At 40.7% G+C, this 24,570-nt stretch carries 19 protein-coding genes and 1 pseudogene; 9 read left to right on the top strand and 11 right to left on the bottom strand.

Annotated features, from left to right (window positions below):
• Positions 1-142: 142 nt before the first annotated feature.
• From IPM71_15180 to IPM71_15165, 4 genes are all read left to right on the top strand, one after another.
• A complete protein-coding gene (locus IPM71_15180) occupies positions 143-1,681 on the top strand; it encodes a polysaccharide deacetylase family protein (protein ID QQS50905.1) in 1,539 nt (512 codons plus the stop codon).
• 225 nt (positions 1,682-1,906) lie between these two features.
• Entirely contained in the window at positions 1,907-4,192 is a 2,286-nt protein-coding gene (locus IPM71_15175) for a PAS domain S-box protein (protein QQS50904.1), read from the top strand.
• Positions 4,193-4,379: 187 nt separating this feature from the next.
• On the top strand, positions 4,380-4,769 hold the full coding sequence (locus tag IPM71_15170) for a response regulator (protein ID QQS50903.1): 390 nt from the start codon (positions 4,380-4,382) through the stop codon (positions 4,767-4,769).
• Between the two features lie 28 nt (positions 4,770-4,797).
• A complete protein-coding gene (locus tag IPM71_15165) occupies positions 4,798-6,081 on the top strand; it encodes a glycosyltransferase family 4 protein (GenBank protein QQS50902.1) in 1,284 nt (427 codons plus the stop codon).
• Here IPM71_15165 and ccsA read toward each other — a convergent pair.
• The 3 genes from ccsA to IPM71_15150 form a co-directional block, all read right to left on the bottom strand.
• Positions 6,078-8,480, bottom strand: coding sequence for a cytochrome c biogenesis protein CcsA (ccsA, locus tag IPM71_15160; protein QQS50901.1), 2,403 nt, complete (start codon positions 8,478-8,480; stop codon positions 6,078-6,080). The two genes, IPM71_15165 and ccsA, sit on opposite strands and share 4 nt — an antisense overlap.
• A gap of 39 nt (positions 8,481-8,519) precedes the next feature.
• Positions 8,520-9,053, bottom strand: coding sequence for a peptide-methionine (S)-S-oxide reductase MsrA (gene msrA / locus IPM71_15155; GenBank protein QQS50900.1), 534 nt, complete (start codon positions 9,051-9,053; stop codon positions 8,520-8,522).
• Positions 9,054-9,138: 85 nt separating this feature from the next.
• The gene (locus tag IPM71_15150; GenBank protein QQS50899.1) at positions 9,139-11,952 is read right to left on the bottom strand and encodes an insulinase family protein; all 2,814 of its coding nucleotides are present in this window, start codon (positions 11,950-11,952) and stop codon (positions 9,139-9,141) included.
• Between the two features lie 290 nt (positions 11,953-12,242).
• Between IPM71_15150 and IPM71_15145 the strand changes: the two genes are divergently transcribed.
• Positions 12,243-12,590, top strand: coding sequence for a J domain-containing protein (locus IPM71_15145; GenBank protein ID QQS50898.1), 348 nt, complete (start codon positions 12,243-12,245; stop codon positions 12,588-12,590).
• A gap of 61 nt (positions 12,591-12,651) precedes the next feature.
• Here IPM71_15145 and IPM71_15140 read toward each other — a convergent pair whose 3' ends face one another.
• From IPM71_15140 to IPM71_15130, 3 genes are all read right to left on the bottom strand, one after another.
• Positions 12,652-13,407, bottom strand: coding sequence for an alpha/beta fold hydrolase (locus IPM71_15140; GenBank protein ID QQS50897.1), 756 nt, complete (start codon positions 13,405-13,407; stop codon positions 12,652-12,654).
• A gap of 128 nt (positions 13,408-13,535) precedes the next feature.
• A complete protein-coding gene (locus IPM71_15135) occupies positions 13,536-13,916 on the bottom strand; it encodes a DUF1987 domain-containing protein (protein ID QQS50896.1) in 381 nt (126 codons plus the stop codon).
• A gap of 143 nt (positions 13,917-14,059) precedes the next feature.
• The gene (locus IPM71_15130) at positions 14,060-14,986 is read right to left on the bottom strand and encodes an SGNH/GDSL hydrolase family protein (protein ID QQS50895.1); all 927 of its coding nucleotides are present in this window, start codon (positions 14,984-14,986) and stop codon (positions 14,060-14,062) included.
• 355 nt (positions 14,987-15,341) lie between these two features.
• Here IPM71_15130 and IPM71_15125 point away from each other — a divergent pair, with 355 nt between their 5' ends.
• The 3 genes from IPM71_15125 (at position 15,342) to IPM71_15115 (ending at position 17,422) form a co-directional block, all read left to right on the top strand.
• Positions 15,342-15,686: a type II toxin-antitoxin system RelE/ParE family toxin gene (locus IPM71_15125; GenBank protein ID QQS50894.1), complete on the top strand. Its 345-nt coding sequence runs from the start codon at positions 15,342-15,344 to the stop codon at positions 15,684-15,686.
• A gap of 2 nt (positions 15,687-15,688) precedes the next feature.
• Positions 15,689-15,988, top strand: coding sequence for a helix-turn-helix transcriptional regulator (locus IPM71_15120; GenBank protein ID QQS50893.1), 300 nt, complete (start codon positions 15,689-15,691; stop codon positions 15,986-15,988).
• A gap of 309 nt (positions 15,989-16,297) precedes the next feature.
• Positions 16,298-17,422 (top strand): VCBS repeat-containing protein, encoded by a 1,125-nt coding sequence (locus IPM71_15115; GenBank protein QQS50892.1) that lies wholly within the window; start codon positions 16,298-16,300, stop codon positions 17,420-17,422.
• A gap of 284 nt (positions 17,423-17,706) precedes the next feature.
• On the opposite strand, the gene IPM71_15110 is transcribed toward IPM71_15115, so the two are convergent.
• On the bottom strand, positions 17,707-18,255 hold the full coding sequence (locus IPM71_15110) for a transposase (GenBank protein ID QQS50891.1): 549 nt from the start codon (positions 18,253-18,255) through the stop codon (positions 17,707-17,709).
• A gap of 102 nt (positions 18,256-18,357) precedes the next feature.
• On the opposite strand from IPM71_15110, the gene IPM71_15105 reads away from it, so the two are divergent.
• Complete coding sequence (locus IPM71_15105; GenBank protein QQS50890.1) at positions 18,358-18,558, top strand: hypothetical protein; 201 nt, start codon at positions 18,358-18,360, stop codon at positions 18,556-18,558.
• A gap of 377 nt (positions 18,559-18,935) precedes the next feature.
• Here IPM71_15105 and IPM71_15100 read toward each other — a convergent pair whose 3' ends face one another.
• From IPM71_15100 to IPM71_15085, 4 genes and pseudogenes are all read right to left on the bottom strand, one after another.
• Positions 18,936-19,481, bottom strand: coding sequence for a hypothetical protein (locus IPM71_15100; protein ID QQS50889.1), 546 nt, complete (start codon positions 19,479-19,481; stop codon positions 18,936-18,938).
• A 63-nt stretch (positions 19,482-19,544) separates the two neighbouring features.
• Positions 19,545-20,087, bottom strand: a pseudogene (locus IPM71_15095) (transposase).
• 374 nt (positions 20,088-20,461) lie between these two features.
• Positions 20,462-23,113 carry a hypothetical protein gene (locus tag IPM71_15090; GenBank protein QQS50888.1) on the bottom strand — a complete coding sequence of 884 codons (2,652 nt, stop codon included), beginning with the start codon at positions 23,111-23,113 and terminating at the stop codon, positions 20,462-20,464.
• A gap of 71 nt (positions 23,114-23,184) precedes the next feature.
• Positions 23,185-24,429, bottom strand: coding sequence for a metallophosphoesterase (locus IPM71_15085; GenBank protein QQS50887.1), 1,245 nt, complete (start codon positions 24,427-24,429; stop codon positions 23,185-23,187).
• Positions 24,430-24,570: the final 141 nt, after the last annotated feature.

Here is a 24,570-nt window from a genome sequence, read left to right as displayed (position 1 = left end):
AGGAATTTAAAAAATATTTTTTCCGTTCGTCACCAAAAAACAACCTTTCGTGGAAAAGCCCGTATGATACATTGTAATTTAAGCAGTAACTTGCAGCGGATCCTTACCAAATCCGTTTTATCAAAGAATAAAAAAACACAAAATGAAAACTAACTTTTGGGCTTTAACCACAGCACTTTCTTTTCTTTTTGCTTCATTTGCCTATAGCCAGCAAATTCCTGCTGGTTATGAAGTAGCGACCTGGCTAGACTTTACCGAAGCTGCCATAACTTATACCTTCGACGATGGTACAAGTGGGCATACCGATGTAGCGGTACCTATGTTCAACGAATATGGTTATAAACTTACCCTCAATACCGTTACGGGTGAGGTTTCGGACTGGGATGCCTTAAGGAGTGCGGCAGCCGATGGACATGAAGTAGCCAGCCATTCGGTGACACATTCGAACTTTAACGACCTGAGCGATTCAGAAATCAGATGGGAGTTAAGCCAATCGCAAACTACCATCGAAGAAAATATTCCTGGCTACAAGTGTGAAACGCATGCCTATCCCTATTGCATTGCCAAAGACGAATCGATTTGCGAAGAGTTTTATATTGCAGGTAGAAGCTGCCAGGGTTACATCGAGAAAAAAGTACCCGATTCGTATTACTATATTAATTCAGTAAGTTGTGGAACCGATGGCGATATAAACGACCAGACCAGTTTTAGAAACTATGCCAACAATGCGGCTACACAAAACGGTTGGCTTGTTATGCTGATACACGGTGTAGACAACGACGGCGGTGGTTCTCAAGTTACATCGGCATGGATGCGGGGTACGCTTGACTTTTTAGATGCCAGAAGGGCAAAGTTTTGGGTGGGCACATTTGGACAGGTAGTAAAATATATACGCGAACGCGAAGCTGCAAGTATTTACGAAATTGCCTCCACAGATACTTCACGTGTAATACAAGTAACCGATGGTTTACCCGATGAGATGTACAACATGCCCATCACAATAAGCTATAAACTGCCCAGTGGCTGGGATACGCTCAATGTGTTTCAGGCGGGCAATTCGATTGACAACAGTATTGTGAGTGAAACAGATGGAGATTATCTCCATTTCAATGCTGTACCCGATGCAGGCAATGTTTACATATATAACTCCAGTAATGGAACCCCTCCTATTGATACAACACCTACCGATACTGTGCCAATTGATACCATACCCATCGATACAATTCCTATTGATACAATTCCTATTGATACTGTGCCTATTGATACAGTTCCAATTGATACAATTCCCATTGATACTGTGCCTATTGATACAGTTCCAATTGATACTGTGCCTATCGATACGATACCTATCGATACCGTTCCAATCGATACAATTCCCATTGATACCGTTCCTATCGATAGCAATGAAACATCGGTTAACTCACCTTCATTTTCCAACGACGATTTAAAGGCATATTCCGATGAGAGTTACCTCTATATTTTATTTAACCCGCTGGAAAACCAGGCTATACTTATGAGTCTGTTCGACACTTATGGCAGAAAAATCACCGAACAAAGGATTCTTTTCGACTTTGAAGGGAGAGCCTCCTGCGACATTAACAGGTATGGACTAAAACCGGGTATCTACATTGTACAGATTCGAGGCACACCTGGAACCTTTTCAAAAGTATTTCTATTGTAACCTCCAAATTACCCCTTTGACTTAATTTTTTTCAGGCAGGTAATACCAGTGATTACCTGCCTGAATTGTTATTGAATATCAACGAAAATAGGGATACACTCAATATTGTCCTTAGGTTGCGATTTAAATTTGCCCTAAATAGTTTATATTTAAGTAAGAAACGACCAGATATATTTTGGGTTCATGTTTTACGTTTCAGAAAACACAACAAAAAACCAAAGTTCCATGTCAAAAGGCAATATCAGGATCATTCACTGGAAGAGTTTTATTGTTGTATTTCTCCTGGTGCTGCTTGTTCTTGTTTCACTTTTACTTTTTCTAAATACAAGTCTTAAAACTCAGGCCCTCGAAGAATCGAGAAACAAAGCTCAACTGGTATCGTCACAGGCTGTGCACACCATCGAATTGTATTATAGAGATGCTTACACCATTAACCGGTTGTTTGCAGAAAGTTTTGTTCAATATAAAAAGAATAAAATTTCGCGCTATAAGGTTTATAACCTGATGAAAGAAGCTATAAAGGAGAACTCCAACTTTCTGGCTATCTGGACCATGTGGGAACCCAATGCCTATGATGCCATGGATAATGTGTATGCGGGCGATAGTTTACACGATCAAAAAGGCAATTTTGCCTTTGCCTATTATTTCGACGACCATATTTTGAAAAGCGAAATCAACGATACCCTCGATTACCTCGAAGATTTTTATACCATTCCGGCCCGAGTGAAAAAGCCAATCATTCTCGAGCCCTTTTATTATCAATACCACGGAAACGAGAAGATATACTTCGAAACTTCGCTGGTAAGTCCTATTATAGAAAACGAGCTTTTTCTGGGAGTAATTGGCATCGACATAGACCTTCATGCTCTTCAAGATAAGTTTGACAGGCTTAAGGTATATGAAAGCGGTTTTGTAAGCATTCTATCTAATTCTGGCCATGTAGTTACAGGTTACCATTCACTTGAGCGCAATTACGATTCAGATGGTTTTCAATATATCGAGGACAAGTCTATTGTTGATTCTTTTAAGACAGGCAGGGCATTTGTTTACAAGGGCATTTCGGAATTCAGTAAAACAAAGGTGCTTCGCTTTTTTTATCCTATCAACATCGAGTACATGGTATCGCCCTGGTACATTATGGTAGAAATACCCGAACAGGAAGTATACCAAAGTGTAAAAAGCATAAAAGCAACTATTGGGGTGGTAATGTTCCTAATACTGCTTATTGGCATTCTGGCAATGAATTACCTTCTTAACCGCCGTAGGCAGCAGAGTTTGAATCGCATACTTTTTCAGGACTCACGCACTCCACTAGTTGTAATGGATCCTGAAAACAGCCAGTTTATCGATTGTAACCCTGCGGCCGTAAAAATTTATGGGTATACAAACAAAGAAGAACTTTTAGGAAAAACCCCATTTGATGTTTTAGCACCAGAACAAGAAAATGGTGACACAAAAATGAGTGTAAACCAATTCATTAAAACAGCCCTCGAAAAAGAGTCGGTATTGTTCGAATGCATCAATTCGCGCCCCGATGGTACAATATGGTTTGCTGAAGTTCATCTTATGGCATTTAATTTTTGGGGTAAAAAGCTTTTGCAATTCAATATAATGGACATTACCGACAGGAGAAAAGCCTATCACGAATTGCTCCGGTACCAAAATCAACTTGAATTGATGGTGAAGGAGCGTACCGACGAACTCCAAACCGTAAATGAAGAATTGCAATCGACCAACGAAGATTTGTATGAAAAAAACGAGATTCTTTTTCAGCAAAAAGAACAGCTAAGCCAAACCCTCGAAACGCTTAAAAATACCCAGTCGCAACTTATTCAGGCCGAAAAAATGGCTTCCCTTAGTGTGCTTACCGCCGGGGTTGCCCACGAGATAAACAACCCGCTCAATTTTATTATGGGCTCCCTTGTTGGATTTGAAAATTACTTTGCCAAACACAAACCCGAAGATGAACAAAAAATTGAAGTGCTGCTAAGAGGCATGAAAACTGGCGTTGAACGTGCCACTTCTATTGTGAAAGGACTCAATCAGTTTAGCAGGGACACAGACAGCTATTCCGAAGAATATGAGATAAGGACTATTGTCGAAAACTGCCTGATAATTCTGCAAAACCAGATCAAAGACCGCATTGAAATTCAGAAAGATTACTTTTCCGAAACTATTGTAATGAAGGGCAGTGTAGGAAAGCTTCACCAGGTAGTAATCAACCTGCTTACCAATTCCATTCAGGCTATCGAAGGGAAGGGCACAATCTGGTTAAAAACACAGCAAGACACTAAGAATATAACACTCATTGTAAGCGATACGGGTTGTGGAATAAGTGCGGAAATATTGCCAAAAATTACCGATCCCTTTTTCACCACCAAAGCTCCCAACGAAGGGGTAGGTTTAGGGCTTTCCATTTCATATTCAATTGTGAAGGATCATAGAGGCAGTTTAACCTTCGAATCGGAACCAGGTAAAGGCACTAAAGCCATGCTTACACTAACAAGATAACTTTAGCAAATCCGAAATAGCTCCAGTACAAAACATACTTTTTACTTAATGCACTAAAAACAATTGCTTTAATGCTGCTTTAAACCCGCTGAAAAACATATCCTCTTTCTTATGACATTCCATTTTGAATTAAAAACAATACTTATCTTTAAGTTAAAATTAATTTAGAATTTTATTTCCAATCGAAATGACTGGTAACCAGAAGCCGAAAATTTTATATGTGGATGATGAAGCCATAAACCTCGAATTGTTTCAACTTGCTTTTGAAGATTTATTTGAGATAATTGTCGCTGAATCGGGAATGGAAGGACTGGATATGGTTTCACAAAGCGACGACATTGATTTGATAATAAGCGACATGAAAATGCCTGGAATAAGCGGCATGGAATTTATTTCCAGAACCAAACAACTTAAGCCTGAAATACCATGCATTATTTTATCGGGTTATGATAAATCGAAAGAAATTGACGAAGCCCTCGAAAAAAAACTCATTCTGGACTACATGATGAAGCCCTTTAATAGAAATAAGATACAGAAAACATTAAACGAAATCTTACTGACCAAACGGTCAAGTTGAGAAAGTATCATTGCCGCATGCAGCTGGTATGAAAAAAGTATTAATCATTAGCTATTATTGGCCACCCAGTGGTGGTAGCGGCGTACAACGCTGGTTAAAATTTGTAAAATACCTGCCTGCATTTGGTTTCGAACCACACGTTTTGATCCCTTCCAATCCCACCTACCCACAAGTGGATCCAAGCCTTCAAAAAGATATCCCGGCAAGTCTGAAACTTCTAAAAGTACCCATTATAGAGCCCTACGAATGGTTTGCACGCCTCACCGGCATTGAGAAAAAACAGGCAACCCAGGCCTCGGCCATACAAAATATCCGAAACAACACATGGAAATCGAAACTGGCACTCTGGATTCGCAGCAACCTGTTTATTCCCGATGCCCGTATGTTATGGATTCGTCCGGCTACCAGGGCACTGAAGAAGTATTTGCAAAAGAACAAGATCGATCGAATCATTTCCAGCGGCCCTCCCCACTCCACCCATCTGATTGCTTTGCGTGTAAAAAGAGTCATGCCGCATATTCAATGGTTTGCCGATTTCCGCGATCCCTGGACCAACATCGATTTCTACAGCGACTTGTCACTTACCCGCTTAGCCGATCGCCGACATAAAAAGTTAGAGAAAACCGTATTGCAAACGGCAGATCGGGTTATTGCCGTAGGAAATCAAATGGCTGCTGAAATGGCAGCTATTTCAGGAAGAAAAATTGATGTAATTACAAATGGATTTGATCCCGACGATTTTCCCAAAAACTCATTACCTGTTGATGAACAAATTTCGCTTACCCATTTAGGCTCATTGGGCAAATCGCGCAATCCGCAAGTATTATGGAAGGCCTTATCGAAACTGAAAATTGAAAATCCTGACAAGTTCTCACACATCAGAGTAAGGCTCATTGGCAATGTCGATGCGTCGGTTTTCGAAGCTGCTTCGAAGGAAGGAATACTTGATTGTGTAGAGCACCTTCCTTATGTCGATCACCATGAAATTGCCAGTTATTTAGGCCGTTCGAACCTGTTGCTGCTTATGGTGAATGATGCCCCCAATGCGAAAGGAATTGTAACAGGAAAGGCATTTGAATACCTGGCCTCTGGAAGGCCTATTATATGCCTTGGCCCAAAGGAAGGCGACCTTTCCAATATCCTGCAAACAGCGGGACAGACTGAGCCATTCGATGCCAACGATTCAGAAGCCTTGTACCGCTATCTTTTACACTACCAAACTCAATCTACCAGCATTTCGTCTGCCAGCCTGCAATACAGCAGGAAGGAATTAACCGGAAAATTGGTTGAAATCATCCAGGATAAAATCTAATTCTCCAACAAAGCATCGACTTTACCAAGCCAGCGCTGATTGAGCCAAGCCGCTAAGGTTAATACCAAAATCACTCCCATGGCTATATACACTCCATTGGGCACAGGCATTGGATCTCCGGCAGCATAAGAATGCAAGCCCGAAAGAAAATAATTCACCCCAAAATAGGTCATCATTACCGAAGCATAGGCTACCAAGCTTGAAAAGTTGAAAAGAAGAACACCTTTCGTAGCGGGTATCAGGCGTAAATGAAGTACCACTGCATAAACCAGCACGGTAATCAGTGCCCAGGTTTCTTTAGGGTCCCAGGCCCAGTAGCGGCCCCATGACACATTGGCCCAAATAGCACCTAAAAATGTACCAACAGTTAACAGGTACAAACCTATGGTTAAAGAAAGCTCAATAATGCGTGTGAGTTCATCGATATTCTTGTCGATACGCTCACGTGTTTGGCGACCTCGTATGGAAAGAAGTAAAATATTAATAAAAGCCATGATACTGCCCACACCCAAAAATCCATAGCTCGAAGTAATTACTGCTACGTGTATCACCAACCATTTCGATTTTAACACAGGAACAAGGTTGGTTATTTGTGGATCCATCCAGCTCATGTGGCCGGCAAATAAATAAACCCATGCCAACAGGGCAGCAACAGCCAGTATACCAGAATTTTTCCGGGCAAAGATAATTCCGGCAAACACCCCCGACCAGGCAATGAATACCATCGATTCGTAGGCATTGCTCCAGGGAGCATGACCCGAAATAGCCCATCGAAGAGCCAATCCGGCTGTATGTGCAAACAAGACTAAACCAATAAGAATAGTGATTCCTTTTTGAAGCCAGGTTGATCTGAAAGCCTGGATAAAAACTTTTATAAGTCCGACAATCAACAGCATCAATCCCAGCCATAGGTATAGACTTGCTATGCGTTTAAAAAGATAAGTCTTGTAATACCATTTTTCAAGTTGCACCAACCGGGCAGAAGGCAAATTTTTTCCCTTTGTAAGCTGAAACGTATTCAAGGAGCTTATCAGCTCATCGGCCAATTGCCAGTTGCCGGTTTGCATTGCGGTTCTTACTTCGGAAAAATAGAGCGGTAATAGTTTATGCAAATAAGCTGTATCTGATCCATAATCCGATTGATCGAGGTTAATCGGGTTATACCAAACCGAACTGCTATCGCTGTTGGAAGGAAAAACATTGAGCATTTGACCACCAAACCAGTAGTAAAGTATATTCAATCGCTCATCGAAGCGAATGAGGTCGTTTTGTGCCTTGCTTCGCTGTGCAGGTGGCAGCTGATAGGCTTTTAAAGCCTCCATGCTGGAAATGAAAAAACCATTTCCTGCATAGCACTCCGAAAGGGAAGCATATTTACCTTCCAATCCAATAAGGGAGGGTACATTTTTACCGGCATAAACCAGTTTGGCATGTTGCCATTGTTCGGGATATACATACATACCCAACAACACCTGCAAGGCACTCTGCCCCTGGTAGTTGGTTTTACGGTACACTTTTCTGAACACATCTTCGGCAAGGGTATTGACTGATTTGGTTCGACCCTGTTCATCACGCACCAGCAAATCGCCGAATTTTGAAGCATGCTCAGCAGGTATTACCGGAATGGAATCGACGTTGGCCCATACAGGGGAGCTTACTGCTAAAAATAGTATACAAGTCAGAGTAATTGTTTTCTTCTGAAATAAAAGCTGCAGAAAACGGCTCTGGCGGTTCAACAAACTCCAGGCCATGCCAAGAGCCAACAAAAAGTAACCCATATAGCTTATGGTTGAACCTATCGGATCGCGGCTCACCGACAACACAGTACCTTTAAAATCGGTATGGTACGACGACTGATAAAAACGATAACCACGGTGCTTTAAAATATGGTTCATATAAACTTCACGAGGCTCTTCAATTCCCTTCTCGGCATCCACCAACACAACTTTCGATTTGAATCCCGATGGATTTTGTGAGCCAGGATAGTAATCGATCACAAAATCATCGAGATAGAGGTAAAAAGGCAGTCGCAGGGTTTCTGATTTGCCTACCTGCAGTAAATCGGATTGCTGACCTTCGCGTATCTGGATTGTACCCTCAAGACCGGTATAGCGTGTAACTCCTGCACCCAGAATAATTACCACAAATGAAATATGAAATAAAAAGATACTGAATTTCGAAAGCCGGTAAAGTTTACGGGTAAACACCGAGAAACTCAGGTTCACAGCACCTAAAAGCATAATCAGCTCGAACCATTTGGCATTGTAAACCAGTTTCCAGGCAACTTCGGTGCTTTGCCGGCTCTCCACAAAAGTGGCTACGCCCATGGCAATTCCAAAAAACAACAACAATGTTACCATGAGTACCGGCGAAGCCAGCACAGTGATGAGTCTTTTCATTTTGTTCAAGCTTAGGCTGAAGGTAATAAAACAAAGAAATTATTTTAAATAAGCGCTAAATACCTTTTTAAACTTTTCTACCTTGGGGCGAACCACTACCGCACAATATTGCTGATTCGGATTGTTTTTAAAATAGTTAAAATGGTAATCCTCTGCAGGATAAAAAACCTCGAAATCTTCAATTACGGTCACCACAGGCTTATCCCACACTTTTTCGTCTTCCAACTTCTCTTTTATGGATTCGGCCAAATGTTTCTGTTCTGCATTATGGCAGAAGATAACCGAACGGTATTGTGTGCCAATATCACCCCCCTGGCGATTTAATGTTGTAGGATCGTGTACCTTCCAGAAAACTTCCAATAGTTTTTCGAAACCGATTGTTTCGGAATCGAATTCAATATGGCATACCTCGGCATGGTTAGTATTCCCGGTACACACTTCCTCGTAGGTCGGATTTACGGTATCGCCACCGCAATACCCGGGTTCAACCTTAATCACGCCTTTGAGCGATGCAAATACTGCCTCTACGCACCAGAAACAGCCTGCGCCAAATGTGGCATATTCTATCTTCATAACAATCTGTTGTTTTATTGTAATAATAGCTCTCTATTAAACAAAAACCGGAACAATTGTTCCGGCTTATGTTGATCTTTTTTATTTACTTCTTCATACTTTCCGGGTAAAGTACCACTTGCAGGTAGTTATCTGCTTTAATGTAAGTGTTGGCAACACGCTGCAATTCTTCACTGGTTATTAACTCCATGGGTTCAAAGGAGGGTATCTGATCGAAAGATTGATTGAATTGATAGCAATTTCGAATTGCACCAAGCCAAAAAGAATTCTCCTGTAAATTCCGCTCTTTTTCGCGTTTGTAAAGCTCGCGTGCTTTCTCAATATCTTTCTGCTCTACTCCCTGTGCCTGAATCTTTTTCAGTTCACCCAGTGCTGCATTGACAAGGCTATCGACGTTGTTTGGCGAACAAGGTATGGTAATGCTGAATGAGGCATATTCATATGGCACCTTGTTCAAGGAGGCATTGGTTCCAACACCATACACCCCACTCATTTCCTCGCGCAATATTTCGTAATAGCGGCGATTTAGCAACTGCGCCAACTGGTTCAGCAAAAAGGCATCTTTTTCGTTGTAGGCAATTTCTGAATGGAAAGAAAGTATGGTCATCGACTTCTGGTCGGCACCCTTGTAAACATTTTCTACCAGTTTATCTGCCGGAGGACGAATACCCAGATCGCGGTAGGTTTTCTTTCCGGATTGTACAGGCAATGCTCCCAGGTACTGTGCCAGAAGAGGTTTGAGGCTATCGGCGTTAAAAGCACCTACAAAGATAAAAGTGAACTCGGCTGCATTGCCAAACATATTCTTATAGAGGTCCATTGATGTCTTGTAGTCAATTTTATCCCAATCGCCTTCTTCGGGCAGATAATTGCCACGAGGGTGATTCTGCGCCCGTAAACGGTTAAACTGATCGTAGAAATAGTTAGTAGGTTCCTGTCCGAGGTTTTTGAACAAATCGCGGTTTTTGTTAATAAAAGCCTGGTAACCATTCTCGTCGTATCGAGGCGAGGTAAAATATAGGTAAATGAGCTGTAGCATGGTTTCAGCATCTTTCGGACTGCAATTTGCAGAAAGGTTCTGGCTATAGGTTCCCAGGCTGGTTCCGGCATATACATTTTTACCGGCAAGCAGTTTGGACAAATCTGTTTTCGAAAAATCGGAAAGACCCGTTTCGCTTACAATCGATGCAGCATGCATGGCCGAATAATGGTCTTTGTCTTCTGCCAGCGACTGTCCACCCCAGGCGAAAGCAGTTACCTGAATTTCGTCGTTTTTATACTGAGTTGGTTTAAGTAATACCACGGCCCCGTTGGATAGTGTGAGTTCGAGGGCACCAATTGATTCAATTTTCTTTTCGCTCACAATGGAACCTGCTTTTGGCAATTCCTTCATCAGGCTACTGCTTGCAAGCTTGTCGGTATAGGCAGGTAAATCGGACTTGTCTGCTGCGGCAGCAATGGCAAGAATTTGTGCATCGGTAAGCAGTGCAAGCGATTCTTTTTCAGGCCCATTCAACACAATTACGCGGTTTTGGGAATTGATAATTTCCGAAGCCAGTTGGTTGATATCAGCAAGGTTGATATTACCGATGTGCTGTTGCACAAACTGAAATTCGAACTCAATGCCGGGAATAGGTTCACTTTCGAGGTAGTTACGGATGTATTCATCCGCAAGTACCGATGATTCGGTTTTATCGCGCTCATTGAACGCCGTCTCCATTTGCTTCAGGTATTCGAGCTTATAACGATCAAATTCGCTCTGAGTAAATCCATGAAGAGCTACGCGGTTATTTTCTTCGAGCATCACTTTCAGCCCATTTTCAAGACCAGTTTCACCCACAAGTCCATAAGCCTGCAGGGCATTTTTATTACGCGACCATAAGCTTCCGTAATAATAGCCCACGTTAATAAAAGGTGGCGTTGCTTGTTCGTTAATTTCCATTAACCGACGGTTTAGCATTCCTGCCAGAAAGGATTCTTTAACCCTGTTCAGATAATCCTGGCCGGTTTTGTAGGGAGCCACATTTGTTTTATAGAGTACCCGAAATAAACTCACCGGAGCCTCGGCATCGGTAGCAATGCTCACCAGAGTCTGGTTTTGGTCGGGAACAGAAAACTCAACCCGTTCTTTGGGGTTCACAGCCTTGGTGTGTGATTCGAAATGCTGTTTGATCTTGCTTTCCATTTCGTCAACATCGATATCGCCAACCACAATCAGTGCCATCAGATCCGGACGGTACCAATCGGCATAAAAGTTTCTTAATTCCTGGTGATCAAAACTTTCGATTACTTCCTTTTTACCAATTGGAAGTCGCTCGGCATAGCGCGAATCTTTAAAAATTACCGGAAGATTTTTGTCGAGCATACGTTTCCAGGGGCCTTGTCCAAGCCTCCATTCTTCGATTATTACACCTCTCTCCTTGTCAATTTCTATTGGATCGAGGGTTAAATAAAAAGCCCAATCTTCCATCACCATAAAACCTTTGTCGACCAGGTTGGCCGAATCGGAAGGAATGGTGAGCATGTACACCGTCTCGTCGAAAGAAGTGTAGGCATTTAAGTCGGGTCCAAACTCCACACCAATGGATTGAAGGTATTGTATCAGGTCGTTTTTTGCAAAGTTTCGGGTACCGTTAAAAGCCATGTGCTCCAGAAAGTGAGCAAGGCCAAGCTGCGACTCAGTTTCGAGAATTGAACCTGCATTTACAACTAAACGCATTTCCAATCTGTTTTCCGGTTTGCTATTCTCGCGGATGTAATAGCTAAAGCCATTGTCAAACTTTCCAATACGCACTTTAGAGTCAACCGGAAGCGTTTGTTCGGTTAGACTTGTTTGTGCAAGCAGAAGTACTGAAAAGAAATAAAAAACCAAGGTTAAGGTGAAGGCAATCTTTTTCATGTAGGAGTAATTAACGTGTTATTATAAAATAGGCTTCATTTTTATCTTTTCCATGTGTTTCCAATTAATGGTGCACATGCATATCTTTTGTTCATTGGAAAGAGACATGCAAGGTAATTAATTCGTAACAAAAATCCTGAACCCTTTCTGGTGAAATTAAAATGTTGATAAGAGCTTTTGGCAATGGTTGTCAACAAGACAGGTTAATGGTATTTTTAAGCTAAATTAGTGTATTGGTTCTGGTTAACGGGCTAGAAATATAAAGTATCTGAATTTAAAAATATTATGCCATGAGCTATTTTGCCGGAGTTGTAACACAAGACGAACTGAAAAGCACTTATAGGAAACTGGTGAAGAAATACCATCCGGATAAGGGCGGAAGCAATGAAATCATGAAAATGATTAACTACGAATATGCACGCTACCTCAAAGCCTTTAATTATAAACCCGAAAACCTTCAGAAGGTTAAAGTAGGTTGTTTTGTGTATGTCAATAAAAGTAAGTGCATCGTAACAGGGGTTGAAGAAAAATGCTTCAGGGCGCGTTCGCTAAAAACTTTTCGCGAAGCATATTTTAGCAAGGAAACAGGCTTTGCCCTTTTAAACTTTAAATTTCAGGCCACCCTGTCGGAGGTTTAAAAAAGTGTACAAAACAATTCTACCCACCCTGGCAGGCCTATGAGCCAACTTTATTGGCCTATCATTTATACTGTGCTAAAAACTTATTAATAGCAGTCCAATATTCTGTATTTTCCGGAAAATCGCTCCACAAAGCCTTTGATCCATGTTTGCCCGTAGCATTGGGCACAAAACTTACTTTCGTAGCAACCGGAATGGCATCGTAAATACCCTGCCACTCGGCCACCTCTGTTTTGCTCGAAGTTATAAAAACCGGACATTTTACACGACTAGCCGACATTTTAACAATATCGCGACTCCAGCCATAGGCAGCAAAATATTCGCCGGGCGAAAAAGCTACCACTGCCGAAATTCCTGTGGGGTAATCGGCAGCCATTTTAATAGCCAGCGAGGCTGAATAGGAACTGCCCCAGATAATTACCTTCGCATTAGGGTATTTGCTTCGCACATAAGATACCGAAGCACGCATATCGTCGTATGCATCGATGTAACGGGTTTTCATTTGCAAGCTGTCGGCATAGGCAAAAGTTTCGTTTCGTACGTTATTTATGGCTTCGCCGCTCCGAAGATCCACTGCCAGACAGTTAAATCCCTGCTTGTTTAATTTAGGGGCAATTTCGAGGTATTCGCCTCTGCTGTACTTAGCCTGATGGAAGAGTATAATGAAAGTAGCCATTGGTGCGTTAGGAGCATACAAATCGGCAGTTATCGGTACTTTGTCAGGTGCCTTGTAAACTACCTTTTCCTGGGCCTGCATCAGGGTAGAAAGAAATGCAAGGGCTATTACCACCAAAAAAATACGTGCTGCTGTATACATGGCAATTCGATTTATTATTCAAGCCTTAAGTTAGTAAAAAAATACAAACAGAATATGCCTGAGTTTAATAAAAACCAATTGACAGCTCACAAGAAATGCAATCGATGATTTACAAAGCTTGGCTGCACTTAAGCAGCGCCCCTTTGCTGATGTAATTTGTAATGGAATACAATCCGCTCCAGCTTTTCCTCGAATAGCTGCCCGGTCTCGAGGTGCTCTTCATCGTCTTCTTCGTAATACCAATTCACCACAACTGAGCTTATGTTTGCATCGGCATCAAGTTTGCGGAGCAAAGAAAAAAGCTGCATCGATGCACTTGTGTTAATGTACTCCAGGTCAATGTTGAATTCGACATAAGGATTGTGAAAATCGCTAAGCCAGATGAAAATTGGTTCAAAGGTTACCATGGCATTTTCAGTAATTATTTTCCCTTCGATTCTGAGTTTTCCATCGCCTTGCAACACTATTTCAGGCGATACTTTGGTGGCGTGAATAATTAAGTTTTCCATAACCTACCTCCTCTTTCATTTTCTGGTTGAATACTCTCATTTACGCTTCAAAATAAAGGGACTTCTAAGCTATTGATTAATGCCCCTTTTTTGTTTATAAAAAGACATTTTGCAGTTAGAAGATTTTTTTAAGAAAGAGATAGTTATTTCAAGGACGGATCTACAAGAATTTTACCAGCCTGCAGAAACCTGCTGTCGGATTGTATTTGATAAAAGTAGAGTCCAACGGGAATATCGCCAAGTCCTATTTCAGTGGAACTTCCGGATGCGAGTGCCTGAGAAAGGACTAATTGACCACCAATACTGAATAGCCGGAACAAGGATTGTTTTTCAACAGGTGAAACTACTATTTTATTTAGTAGCGCATTGTAATGCACAACAAGGAAATCTTCGGTTTCATTGACAGAGGTGGAATAATCGAGTTGCCCGCGAAAGTCCTCTAAAAGTATTTTTACCCATTCGGTGTACATCGTGCCCGATGGATGAAGTCCATCGGAAGCCACGTATTCAGGTATTTGGAGGCCCAACCGGCTAATGGGGGTAATATCGTAATAGGCGATTCCATAGGCCTGGGTAATACTTTTGTTTACTGCATTAAAATTATCGATGTCTGCACTGATGGAAGCCTGACGGCTTTGTCCAAAGGGCGTGTATCCATAATCTGGAATAGACAACACGAAAACCGAAGATTTCTGCCATTGAACAAGATCGAGGGCTGCTCGAATTGCTTTGTCGAATTCAAGGCTGTAGCTCTGTGCACTAAGGCCTTGGTATTGGTCGTTGACGCCAATAAGCAGCGATACGAGGTTTAAGTCGTTGGATAAATTGGAATTTTTCATCTCAGCCAGCAGGTTGTCGGTGCGCCAACCGGTTCTGGCAATGACACGGAACGAATCAATTTCGACGCCATACTTTTCGAGTGAATCGACCAGCTGCCTGGGCCATCGTTCCAACGACGATACACTCTGGCCAATAGTATATGAATCGCCCAAAGCCAGGTAACGCAAGGGTTGTTTAATAATTACCTCCTGGGCGAACAAGGCTGGAACAAAAAACAGTAATATAAGCATGATTCTTACCATAGCCAATTAACAACTAGAATTGGCTATTGTTAAGGCAAAAAGGAGCCTAGAGGGGCTCTTTTTTGTTAATTCGTTGTTAAGGTTTTTTGCTAACCCTCTCTAAAATACTTTAGCTCTTTTTATGCCGGCATTACAAATGCCTTACTCATCGCTTTTTATCCTGCCCATCCGCGCATCAAACCCAGACGAGGCGTAGTTTTTTCAAGCCGATTTTAAAACCTATAATTACTAGTTGGTCCGAGCTTCAAGCTCGAACCAGCCTGCTACAAGCTTATACTAGCGAGGAAAGAAAGTAATTGCAAATTTGTAACTTATAAGTTAACTTTGACGAAAAATGGATTGAATGGAACGAATTCGGTCAGTCATTGCTTATAAGGGTTATTTCAAGGAATTTCTTATTGAACAGCCGCAAAAAGTTCAAGACAAAATTTTCAAAATCATTGAAATAATTGAATTTCAGCAACGAATTCCAGAAAAGTATCTCAAGCATATTGAAGGAACAAAAGGACTTTACGAAGCAAGAATAAATCTTGGTTCTGATATTTGGCGAGTCTTTTGCTTTTTTGACAAAGGAAAATTAGTGATTCTACTGAATGGATTTCAGAAAAAATCGCAAAAGACACCAAAATCTGAAATTGATAGGGCGGAAAAGTTAATGAATGAGTATTACAAAGAAAAAGGAGAATGAATATGAAAAATGCAAACACAACAACCTGGACAGACTTGAAAGACCAAGTATATGGAAAACAAGGAACCGAGCGAAGAGATCGTTTAGAGCGGGAATTTAAGTCTTTAAGGGTCGGATTAATGCTCAGAGAAGCAAGAGAAAAAAAACAAATGACCCAAGACCAATTAGGACAGGTTATAGATAAAAAACGGAGTTTTATATCAAGGATTGAAAATGACGCAAGTAATATGACTTTAAAAACTCTATATGATATAGTTGAGAAAGGACTTGGCGGAAAAATAAAAATACAGATTGAATTTTAAATCAAATAATGGTTAGGACTTGATCTGACAGTCGGCTCTCGCCACTGCCGCAAGTCTGTGACTTGTGGCCAATTCAATAAAACAACAACAATAAAAATGCCTGGCACTTATTCCAGGTAAAATTGTTATACGGTTATATGTTATTGTTTATAGCCACAAGTCTCAGACTTGCGGCAGTGAAGACCTTTTAGAATAAGTATATGACGAAAAAAAACAACGAACCCTTAGCACCACAAACCCAAACGATAAGCCAAAAACCTTTCTATTTCGAATTCGATTCATTAATTTAGAGAGATAAAAGCTAACTATATGCAAAGAATTCTATTTTACCTGACTTTATTAGGGCCTGCCTGTACCATGCTGAATGCCCAGATGCCCGATTTTACCTATGAGGTGATAGGAGAAACCGATAGCCCCATGCTCTGCCAATCGTCACTTGCAGATCTGGACAAGGATGGTGACCTTGATGTGGTGGTGGGGTCGAACGATGGCCAGATCTGGTATTTCGAAAATACCAGTGGGCAGGAATGGCCGCGCCATACTATTGGTTCAAATGCCCTCACAGACAAAGCCGGCCTTGTGGTTGATATCGATGGCGATGGATGGTCCGACCAGGTATCGGGTGGTACCTGGTACAAAAACCCCGGCACGAAGGGAGCAGAATGGACCAGGTACGAAAACGGTGCTATCATTGCGTATGACATGCAGGCTGCCGATATGAACAGAGATGGTAAACCCGAAATAATAGCTGTGAGTCAGCTCGAAGGAACCTACATTTATTTTCCGGGCAACACCCCCGAAAAGAAGTGGAAAAAAATAAGGATTGGTGATGGAGTGCCAGGAGGTATTGCACCCCTGGGCATTGCCGACATCGAAAATGATGGTGACCCTGATATTATAAGATCGAACATCTGGTTTGACAACCTCGAGGGCGATGCCACCAAATGGAGCGAACACAAAACACTCAGGTTTGTACATTACCAGGGAAAGTTTGCCCTGTCGTCGAGGGTTTATGCTGTGGATATGGATGGCGATGGCGATGCAGATATAGTACAAAGCGAAGCCAATAACCCCAGTGGCAGCATTGCCTGGCACGAAAACAAAGATGGAAAGGGAATTAACTGGTACCAGCACCCGGTAGCCACTGCCACCAACCAGGATTTACACTCTTTGTGTGTAGCCGATTTCGACAAGGATGGCGACCTTGATTTCTTTTCCGGTGGTGGTCCCATGACCAAAGACCTTTACAAAAGATGCTTTATTTGGGAAAATACCGATGGCACAGGCAATGCCTGGACTCAAAAAGAAATACTCTTTAAAACAGAGTGCATCGATGCCATGGCTGGTGATATCGATGGCGATGGTGATATCGACATTGTTGGAAAACCATGGAATGGCAAAACGGTGTATCTTTTAAGAAACAAACTCAAGTAGACAATCATATTAAAGAAAATGCCCGGTAGAGAATTTGAATTTTCTTTACCGGGCATTTATTGATAGACCATCCCTCTCTGGTTGTAGTTTGCAACTACAACCCTATATTTCATCTATTTCGATTAAACCTGTCATCTCAGAAAAATTCCTGGCACTACTATACAAGTAATCTTCTGGATTTTCAACCCAGCCTGCTCTTACTGGATTTTCATGAATATAATTAATTCTCGATTCAATCATCTCCCCCAACTGGCGCAAGCATCCGCTTGTGCCTTCAAAATTGCTCAACAGATTAATTCAATATCTATCAACCCTTTGATACCACAATAATCTCTGGCACTGCTATAAACATAATCTTCCGGATTATTAACTATCCCATCAACTACAGGATTATTATGCAGATAATCCAGTTTTTGATCCATTATTTTATTGTCTGACAGCTCTATTGGTTTATTATGTTGCTGCCAGAACTGAAAATTATTATTGTTGCTATTTTTCCTGCCAGCACGTTCCATCATCCATAACATCCATTCCCGCCTGCTTTCCTGTTTATTTTCTTTTATTGCGTCCTTTAATTTTCGTGATGTAAAACTTTTCATATCCCTTACAACATCTTCCAATTTATTGGTTTTACTTCCAATTATCATATGCACATGGCTTGTCATAATTATCCATGCATAAATATTCAAGCCTTTTTCTTTTTGGCAATATTTCCAGCTTTCAATAACTATCTCTTTGTATTCGTTACGAATAAACACATCTATCCAGTAAACTGTAGCAAAACTAATAAAATAAATACCTTCTGGGTTTTTAAATTTATATTTTCTGCTCATTGATGTTGGGAAAGATTGTATCAGTAAATTTAGAAAATAAGTTGAAAAGCACAAGCGGATGCTTGCGCCAGTGCCTTTTTCTTATTTACAAGCTTGCGCCAGTTGGGGGACCTTTACAAAAGATGCTTTATTTGGGAAAATTCCGATGGCACAGGCAATGCCTGGACTCAAAAAGAAATACTCTTTAAAACAGAGTGCATCGATGCCATGGCCGGCGATATCGATGGCGATGGTGATATCGACATTGTCGGAAAACCCTGGAATGGAAAAACGGTGTATCTTTTAAGAAACAAACTCAAGTAGACAATCATATTAAAGAAAATGCCCGGTAGAGAATTTGAATTTTCTTTACCGGGCATTTATTGATAGACCATCCCTCTCTGGTTGTAGTTTGCAACTACAACCCTATATTTCATCTATTTCGATTAAACCTGTCATCTCAGAAAAATTTCTGGCACTACTATACAAGTAATCTTCTGGATTTTCAACCCAGCCTGCTCTTACTGGATTTTCATGAATATAATTAATTCTGGTGCCTAAGTGTAGTTTTGATAACTACACTTAACTATTTGTTTTCAATACCCAAAAAAGATAAAAGGGCGTAGTTGCTGAAAACTACGCCCAGCGCTCTAATTAAGCTTAGTGCTATTTTTCTTGCATTCTACGCCCAGAAGGGTGTGTTAGACAGGGGTCGGATTAATAATGCAAATATTTATTTCAATTCCTTTTTCTCTATAAAATTGGAAATAGCGTTTCAAAATCGTGTATTTTTCTTTTGTTTCTATTAAAAAATTAGTGTTAATGCTAGTTTTATCTTTTTTTATAATTTGTATTTTATTGTTAGCACCATCGTTGAACCCAAAGATACCAATACCGAAGCCAGCTAAAGGATACATATCCCCTTTGACTCCAGAGTAGTATACAGTGATTCTTTCTATATCACTTAAAGCGATATTTTTATTATTTATTATTGTCTTTGTCTCTTCAATATTTAAAGAACCGGTAATTCTATATCTTTTGACAAATGCCTGAAATAATATGTTAAGCAAAACCATACCAAAAAACAACAAAAGAAATAGAATAAGTAGCTCTTTTGATTCATGTGGTTTAAAAAAATACCCAAGAACTGGAAAAACAAATAAAGATAAGATAAGTATTTTTCTTTGCCTTATGATATTTTGTCTGATTTCTAATGTATTAAATGATATCCTATTTGGTAGCTTCATCAACAATAATATTAAAAAGTATTAAGTCTCCTTCCTCTCTGGTTGTAGTTTGCAACTACAACCCTATATTTCATCTATTTCGATTAAACCTGTCATCTCAGAAAAATTCCTGGCACTGCTATACAAGTAATCTTCTGGATTTTCAACCCAGCCTGCTCTTACTGGATTTTCATGAATATAATTAATTCTCGATTCAATCATCTCACTGGTACTAAGCTCCACAGCATGATTCTCGTGTGTCCATAATTGCCTTTCACCAGCACGCTTATTGAATTTAGCGTGGTATTTAAAAATCATATCTAATCACTCACGTCTGCTTTCATTGTTTGTATTTACTGCCTCAAGTATTTGCTTTGATGTGTGTTTTTTAAAATCTCTAACTATATCAGACAATTGTCCCTCTTTGCTACGCAATATAGCGTGAACATGATTTGTCATGATAACATATGCAAATATTTCCAATCCTTTGTTTCGTCTACAATATTCAAAACTTTCAATTATGATATCGCGATATACTTTCCTGCAAAAGATATCTGCCCAACCTACAACTTGAAATGTCAAATAATATGTTGCTTCCTGGTCTTTTATCTGATATGCATTACCCATAAAACAAATATATTGAATTCTACATTTTTCTTTAATACGTAACAGCCAATCAACTACAAATATTATTTAGCACTTATGCTGGCAATGCTGCCTAAGTGTAGTTTTGATAACTACACTTAACTATTTGTTTTCAATACCTAAAAAAGATAAAAGGGATATCGATGGCGATGGTGATATCGACATAGTAGGAAAACCTTGGAATGGAAAAACGGTGTATCTTTTAAGAAACAAGCTCAAGTAGACAATCATTTTAAAAAAAATACCCGGTAGAGAATTTGAATTTTCTTTACCGGGCATTTATTGTTAGACCATCTTTTAACCGAAAGAACCTTATGATTTTTAAATCAGTTTTTGTTTAATTGTTGAGTTGAAAACTACTTTCCCGACAAGGTTTTTTGGTTCATTTTTTGAATTTCCAGGCTTGTTTTGTAATATTCCTTTAAAAGCTTATCCCGCTCTTTCTGCTGCTTTTTAATTTCTTTCTGGTTGGCTTTGAAGGTTTCGTAACTGCTGTCTAATTCCTTCATTTGCTTTTTGTACGATTCTATTTCCCTGCGGGCAATCATTTCCTGGTTGGTGGCATAAATCTCTGCCGAAAGTTTGAGTTCTTCCTCAGCCAGCTGTTCGTATTCTTTTTGCTGAGCCTTAAGAACTTTCTGGTTTTCCGTTTCTATCGCTTCACTCTGATTTTCTAATTCTTTCTGACGGATAAGCAGGTTCTTTTGCTGTTCTTTTAAAATATCCTCGTTCTGCTTACGCAGTTCTAGGCTGGCCTTATCTTCGCCATTGGCTGCGGCTTCCTGCATTGCAAGCTGGTAGGCCAGTAAACGTTGGTTTTCCTTGTCTATTTCGGCACTGATCTTTTCCGCCTCTTTTTGCTGAAGTTCTTTTTCGCGTGCCTGTTCACCAAGTATGGCTTCATTTTGTTTTTGTAAGTTGGCACTAGCCTTTTCCTTTTCGCGGCGTTTTAGTTCTTCATCGGCCTGTTGTTGTGCTAAAATTTTATCATTTTCCTTTTGCAGGCGAAGTCTTTCTGTCTCGGCCTCTTTCACCTGTTGAGCATAGGCACCCAATTCGTAGTTTAATACTTTCTCGTTATGGGCTGCCACTTCGCGGCTTATCTTTTCCTGTTCCTTCTGCATGGTGGCTATTTGCTTCTGGCGGTTGGCAGCCTCTTTTTCATTCTGCTTGCGCAGCTCTTCGCTGGCTTGCTCCTGCTCTGCCCTTATCTGCTGCTGCGCCTTGTCGAGCGAAGCTATTGTCTGCTGGTTTTCTTTTTTCAGTTCCTGTTGTGCCCTCTCCTGCTCTTTCAATTGCTGGGCATATAGACCCGTTTCGAGTGCCAATACCTTTTGATTGTAGGCATCTATTTTCTGACTGAGCTTTTGTTCTTCCTGTGCGATTTTTTCTTTTTGTTTTGCCTGACTAGCAAGGGCCTTATCGTTTTCCTTTTTAAGCTCACTGCTTAAAACCTGATTTTCTTTCTGGGCAGCCTCCATTCTTTTTTGTTGCGAAGAAAGAATTTGCTCGTTTTCTTTTTTAAGCTGATCGCTTTCAGCCTGCGTTATTTTTAACTGGTCGGCATAGACACCTTGTTCGTAGGACAATACTGCCAGGTTGTATTTTTCCAGCTCGCGACTTTCCTTTTCCCATTCTGCCCGCTGTACCTCCATCTTGTGGCGCTGCTCAGCCAGTTTTTTCTCATTCTCTTTGTTAATCTCGGCACTTATGCGCTGATTTTCTTTGAGTCGTTGTTCCTGCAGCGATTGTTGAGAAGCCAAGATTTCCTTATTCTCTCTTTGCAAAGCCTCCGATTCTGCTTCGGCTGCCTTCATCTGATCGGCATACATGCCGGTTTCGAAGGCCAGTACCGATTGGTTATATTTGTCGATTTCAGCACTAAGCGCTTCCTGTTCTTTCTTCAGCTTCTCCTCTTCCTTTAAACGTTTTTCTTTCGCCTTATCGTTTTCGCTACTTATCATGGCCTGATCCTTTTCCCGCTCGCGTTGCAGCTGAGAAGCATTTTTTTGTTGCTGTGCGATTATTTTTTCGTTTTCGCTTTGAGTTTCTTTGCTCAGCTGCTCCTGCTCCTTAAGCCTTACTGCATAATCGCCCTCTTCAAAGGCCAGCACTTTTTGATTATAGGCTGCCAATTCAGCACTTAACTTTTGTTGCTCTTTTTGCATTTTTGCCTGCTGTTTGGCAATTTCATCCATTCGTTTTTGGTTCTCGCGCTGAACCTGCTTGCTCTGCTCTGCATTTTCCTTTTGAGCCAGGGCCATTGCATTTTGCTGATCTTTGAGTATTTGTTCATTCTCTTTTTTCAGCGCTAGTTGCTCGGTTTCCGCTCTTTTCATGGCCTCGGCATAGGTCCCTTTCTCCAACGAAAGTACTTGAAGATTATGCTTGTCGATTTCTGCACTTTGCGCTGCAGCCTCTTTTTGTTGAAGTTCTTTTGCTTTTTGTTGTTCACGGAGCAAAGCCTCGTTTTCGCGACTTATCACTTCGCTTTGTTCCTGGCTTTCTCTCAATTGCTTCTCTTTCAACTTTTGCTGTTCACTAAGAATAGCCTCGTTTTCTTTTTTTACAAGTTCACTTTCGTCTTTGGTTTGTTCGGCTCTGGCTTGTTGTTCGGCAAGAATGCGCTCGTTTTCGCGTGCGATGGCTTCAGATTCCTGTGCAGTTTTGTTTTGCTTTTCCTGAACTTTTTGATCTTGCTGACGGGTAATTTTTTGATTCTCGGCTTGGGTGGCACGACTATCTTTACTGGCCGATTTGGCTAATAATTTTTGTTGTTTTTCCTTGGTTTTGGCTTCTTTCTTCTGAAGCTTCTTTGCAGCTGCCTGACTTTTTTTATTTGCCGATTTGCTTGAATGAGGCGCCTTGTAATTGTCGATACTATAATTCTGAGGCTTTTCTTTTTTCGCCTGATAGTCTTTTTTTGACTCCGTTTCGGGTTCCTGAGCTAACAAAGGGTTGATAAGGGCAATACTTACACAAATAAATAGAGTCAACAGGCGATTCATTCAGTGCTTATTAAATTTCAGGTGGTTTTACGGCGTAGTTGCAATTAGGTTTAAAAAGATACGAATTTTTTTTACTTATTCTTTAACTCTATTACTGCAATTTCTGGTCGAATACCCACCCTGCCAGGAAAGCCTATGTAACCTATCCCTACATTCACATACAAAAGCTGCTCCTTATGCTTGTACATTCCGCTCCAGCGAGGGTACTTAAATTTTACCATGCTCCACTTCCACCCCCCTAAGTCTATGCCGAATTGCATGCCATGCGTATGACCTGCAAGTGTAAGATCGATATCGGTTTGGTTTATCACCTCAGCATCCCAATGAGAGGGATCGTGTGAAAGCAATATTTTATAAGCATTTGTATCGATTCCCTGCATTGCTTCTGCAAGATTTCCATATTGCGGAAAAGGAGGCAATCCCCAGTTTTCTATACCAATAAGGTTTATTCTTTCCTTTTCTTTTTCAAGAAAAACAGAGGTATTGTTGAGCAATTTAAAATTTATTTTTTTATGAATTTCTTTCAGCTCTTCGAGGTTCTTCTCGGCTGCTTCGGGACTTGGCCAACGCACATAATCGCCATAATCGTGGTTTCCCAGAATGGAGTAAATCCCATAAGGTGCATGAAGTTGCGATAACTGTTCAATGAATTCTTCAGCTTCTCCGGCCACATTGTTAACCAAATCGCCGGTAAAAAGGATCAAATCGGGTTTAAGCGCATTGATGCGGTCTACAGCCTCCTGAACACGGTGAGGTTTTCCATAAAAGCTTCCAATATGCCAATCGGAAATTTGTACGATTCTAAACCCTTCAAATGCTTTTGGAATGCGGCTGCTTTCAACAAGCAGTTTATTTACCTTGTAATGATAGCGACCATGCACAATGCCAAAAAAAGTAAAGAAAAAAACCAGACCTGCCAATACCGCACCTGAATACCTAAACACTTGCAAGTTTGCAAATGAATCGCCGGGTTTTATCTTGTTCACTATAAAAACAACCATGTTCGAAAGGTCGTTACCTAATTCAAATACTGAAAAAATAAGCTTGGGCACATAAAACAAAACCATTACTCCCATGAAGGTATAGAAGGTTCGGTAATAGAGTTTACCCGAACTCAATTCCGGCATTTTCTGTATAATAATGATTGTCATCAACACAATAAATACAGGGATCAACCAATACGAAATATTGACAATAATTTTAGCGGTGGTACTCCATCCAGAGGTAAAAAACCGGAGTCCTCTGAAAGCGTAGAGGTCAATTAACAAGAGTATAAATAAAATGATGAAAACAAATTTGAGCGATCCTCCGTGCATAGTTTTAGATTAAATTAGTGTTATAAGAACATCAGATTCGGTTAGATGGTTTTAAAAAGCCAACATTTTTTTGTTGCTCGAAATTATCATGTGCCATTCGAAAATTAACTATAACTATAGGTAAACCACCATGCTCAATCG

It is taken from the genome of Bacteroidota bacterium, assembly GCA_016699695.1.
Taxonomy (GTDB): domain Bacteria; phylum Bacteroidota; class Bacteroidia; order Bacteroidales; family UBA10428; genus UBA10428.
This window is presented reverse-complemented; position numbering and strand designations above follow the sequence as displayed.

What these genes read in the sequence shown, in the direction of transcription:
- ccsA (QQS50901.1), bottom strand. Translation starts at nt 8,480, where the DNA reads ATGAAAAGACTCATCACTGTGCTGGCTTCGCCGGTACTCATGGTAACA.
- IPM71_15085 (QQS50887.1), bottom strand. Translation starts at nt 24,429, where the DNA reads ATGCACGGAGGATCGCTCAAATTTGTTTTCATCATTTTATTTATACTC.
- IPM71_15140 (QQS50897.1), bottom strand. Translation starts at nt 13,407, where the DNA reads ATGTATACAGCAGCACGTATTTTTTTGGTGGTAATAGCCCTTGCATTT.
- IPM71_15180 (QQS50905.1), top strand. Translation starts at nt 143, where the DNA reads ATGAAAACTAACTTTTGGGCTTTAACCACAGCACTTTCTTTTCTTTTT.
- IPM71_15115 (QQS50892.1), top strand. Translation starts at nt 16,298, where the DNA reads ATGCAAAGAATTCTATTTTACCTGACTTTATTAGGGCCTGCCTGTACC.
- IPM71_15175 (QQS50904.1), top strand. Translation starts at nt 1,907, where the DNA reads ATGTCAAAAGGCAATATCAGGATCATTCACTGGAAGAGTTTTATTGTT.
- IPM71_15145 (QQS50898.1), top strand. Translation starts at nt 12,243, where the DNA reads ATGAGCTATTTTGCCGGAGTTGTAACACAAGACGAACTGAAAAGCACT.
- IPM71_15165 (QQS50902.1), top strand. Translation starts at nt 4,798, where the DNA reads ATGAAAAAAGTATTAATCATTAGCTATTATTGGCCACCCAGTGGTGGT.
- IPM71_15135 (QQS50896.1), bottom strand. Translation starts at nt 13,916, where the DNA reads ATGGAAAACTTAATTATTCACGCCACCAAAGTATCGCCTGAAATAGTG.
- msrA (QQS50900.1), bottom strand. Translation starts at nt 9,053, where the DNA reads ATGAAGATAGAATATGCCACATTTGGCGCAGGCTGTTTCTGGTGCGTA.
- IPM71_15150 (QQS50899.1), bottom strand. Translation starts at nt 11,952, where the DNA reads ATGAAAAAGATTGCCTTCACCTTAACCTTGGTTTTTTATTTCTTTTCA.
- IPM71_15090 (QQS50888.1), bottom strand. Translation starts at nt 23,113, where the DNA reads ATGAATCGCCTGTTGACTCTATTTATTTGTGTAAGTATTGCCCTTATC.
- IPM71_15130 (QQS50895.1), bottom strand. Translation starts at nt 14,986, where the DNA reads ATGCTTATATTACTGTTTTTTGTTCCAGCCTTGTTCGCCCAGGAGGTA.
- IPM71_15110 (QQS50891.1), bottom strand. Translation starts at nt 18,255, where the DNA reads ATGAGCAGAAAATATAAATTTAAAAACCCAGAAGGTATTTATTTTATT.
- IPM71_15170 (QQS50903.1), top strand. Translation starts at nt 4,380, where the DNA reads ATGACTGGTAACCAGAAGCCGAAAATTTTATATGTGGATGATGAAGCC.
- IPM71_15125 (QQS50894.1), top strand. Translation starts at nt 15,342, where the DNA reads ATGGAACGAATTCGGTCAGTCATTGCTTATAAGGGTTATTTCAAGGAA.
- IPM71_15100 (QQS50889.1), bottom strand. Translation starts at nt 19,481, where the DNA reads ATGAAGCTACCAAATAGGATATCATTTAATACATTAGAAATCAGACAA.
- IPM71_15120 (QQS50893.1), top strand. Translation starts at nt 15,689, where the DNA reads ATGAAAAATGCAAACACAACAACCTGGACAGACTTGAAAGACCAAGTA.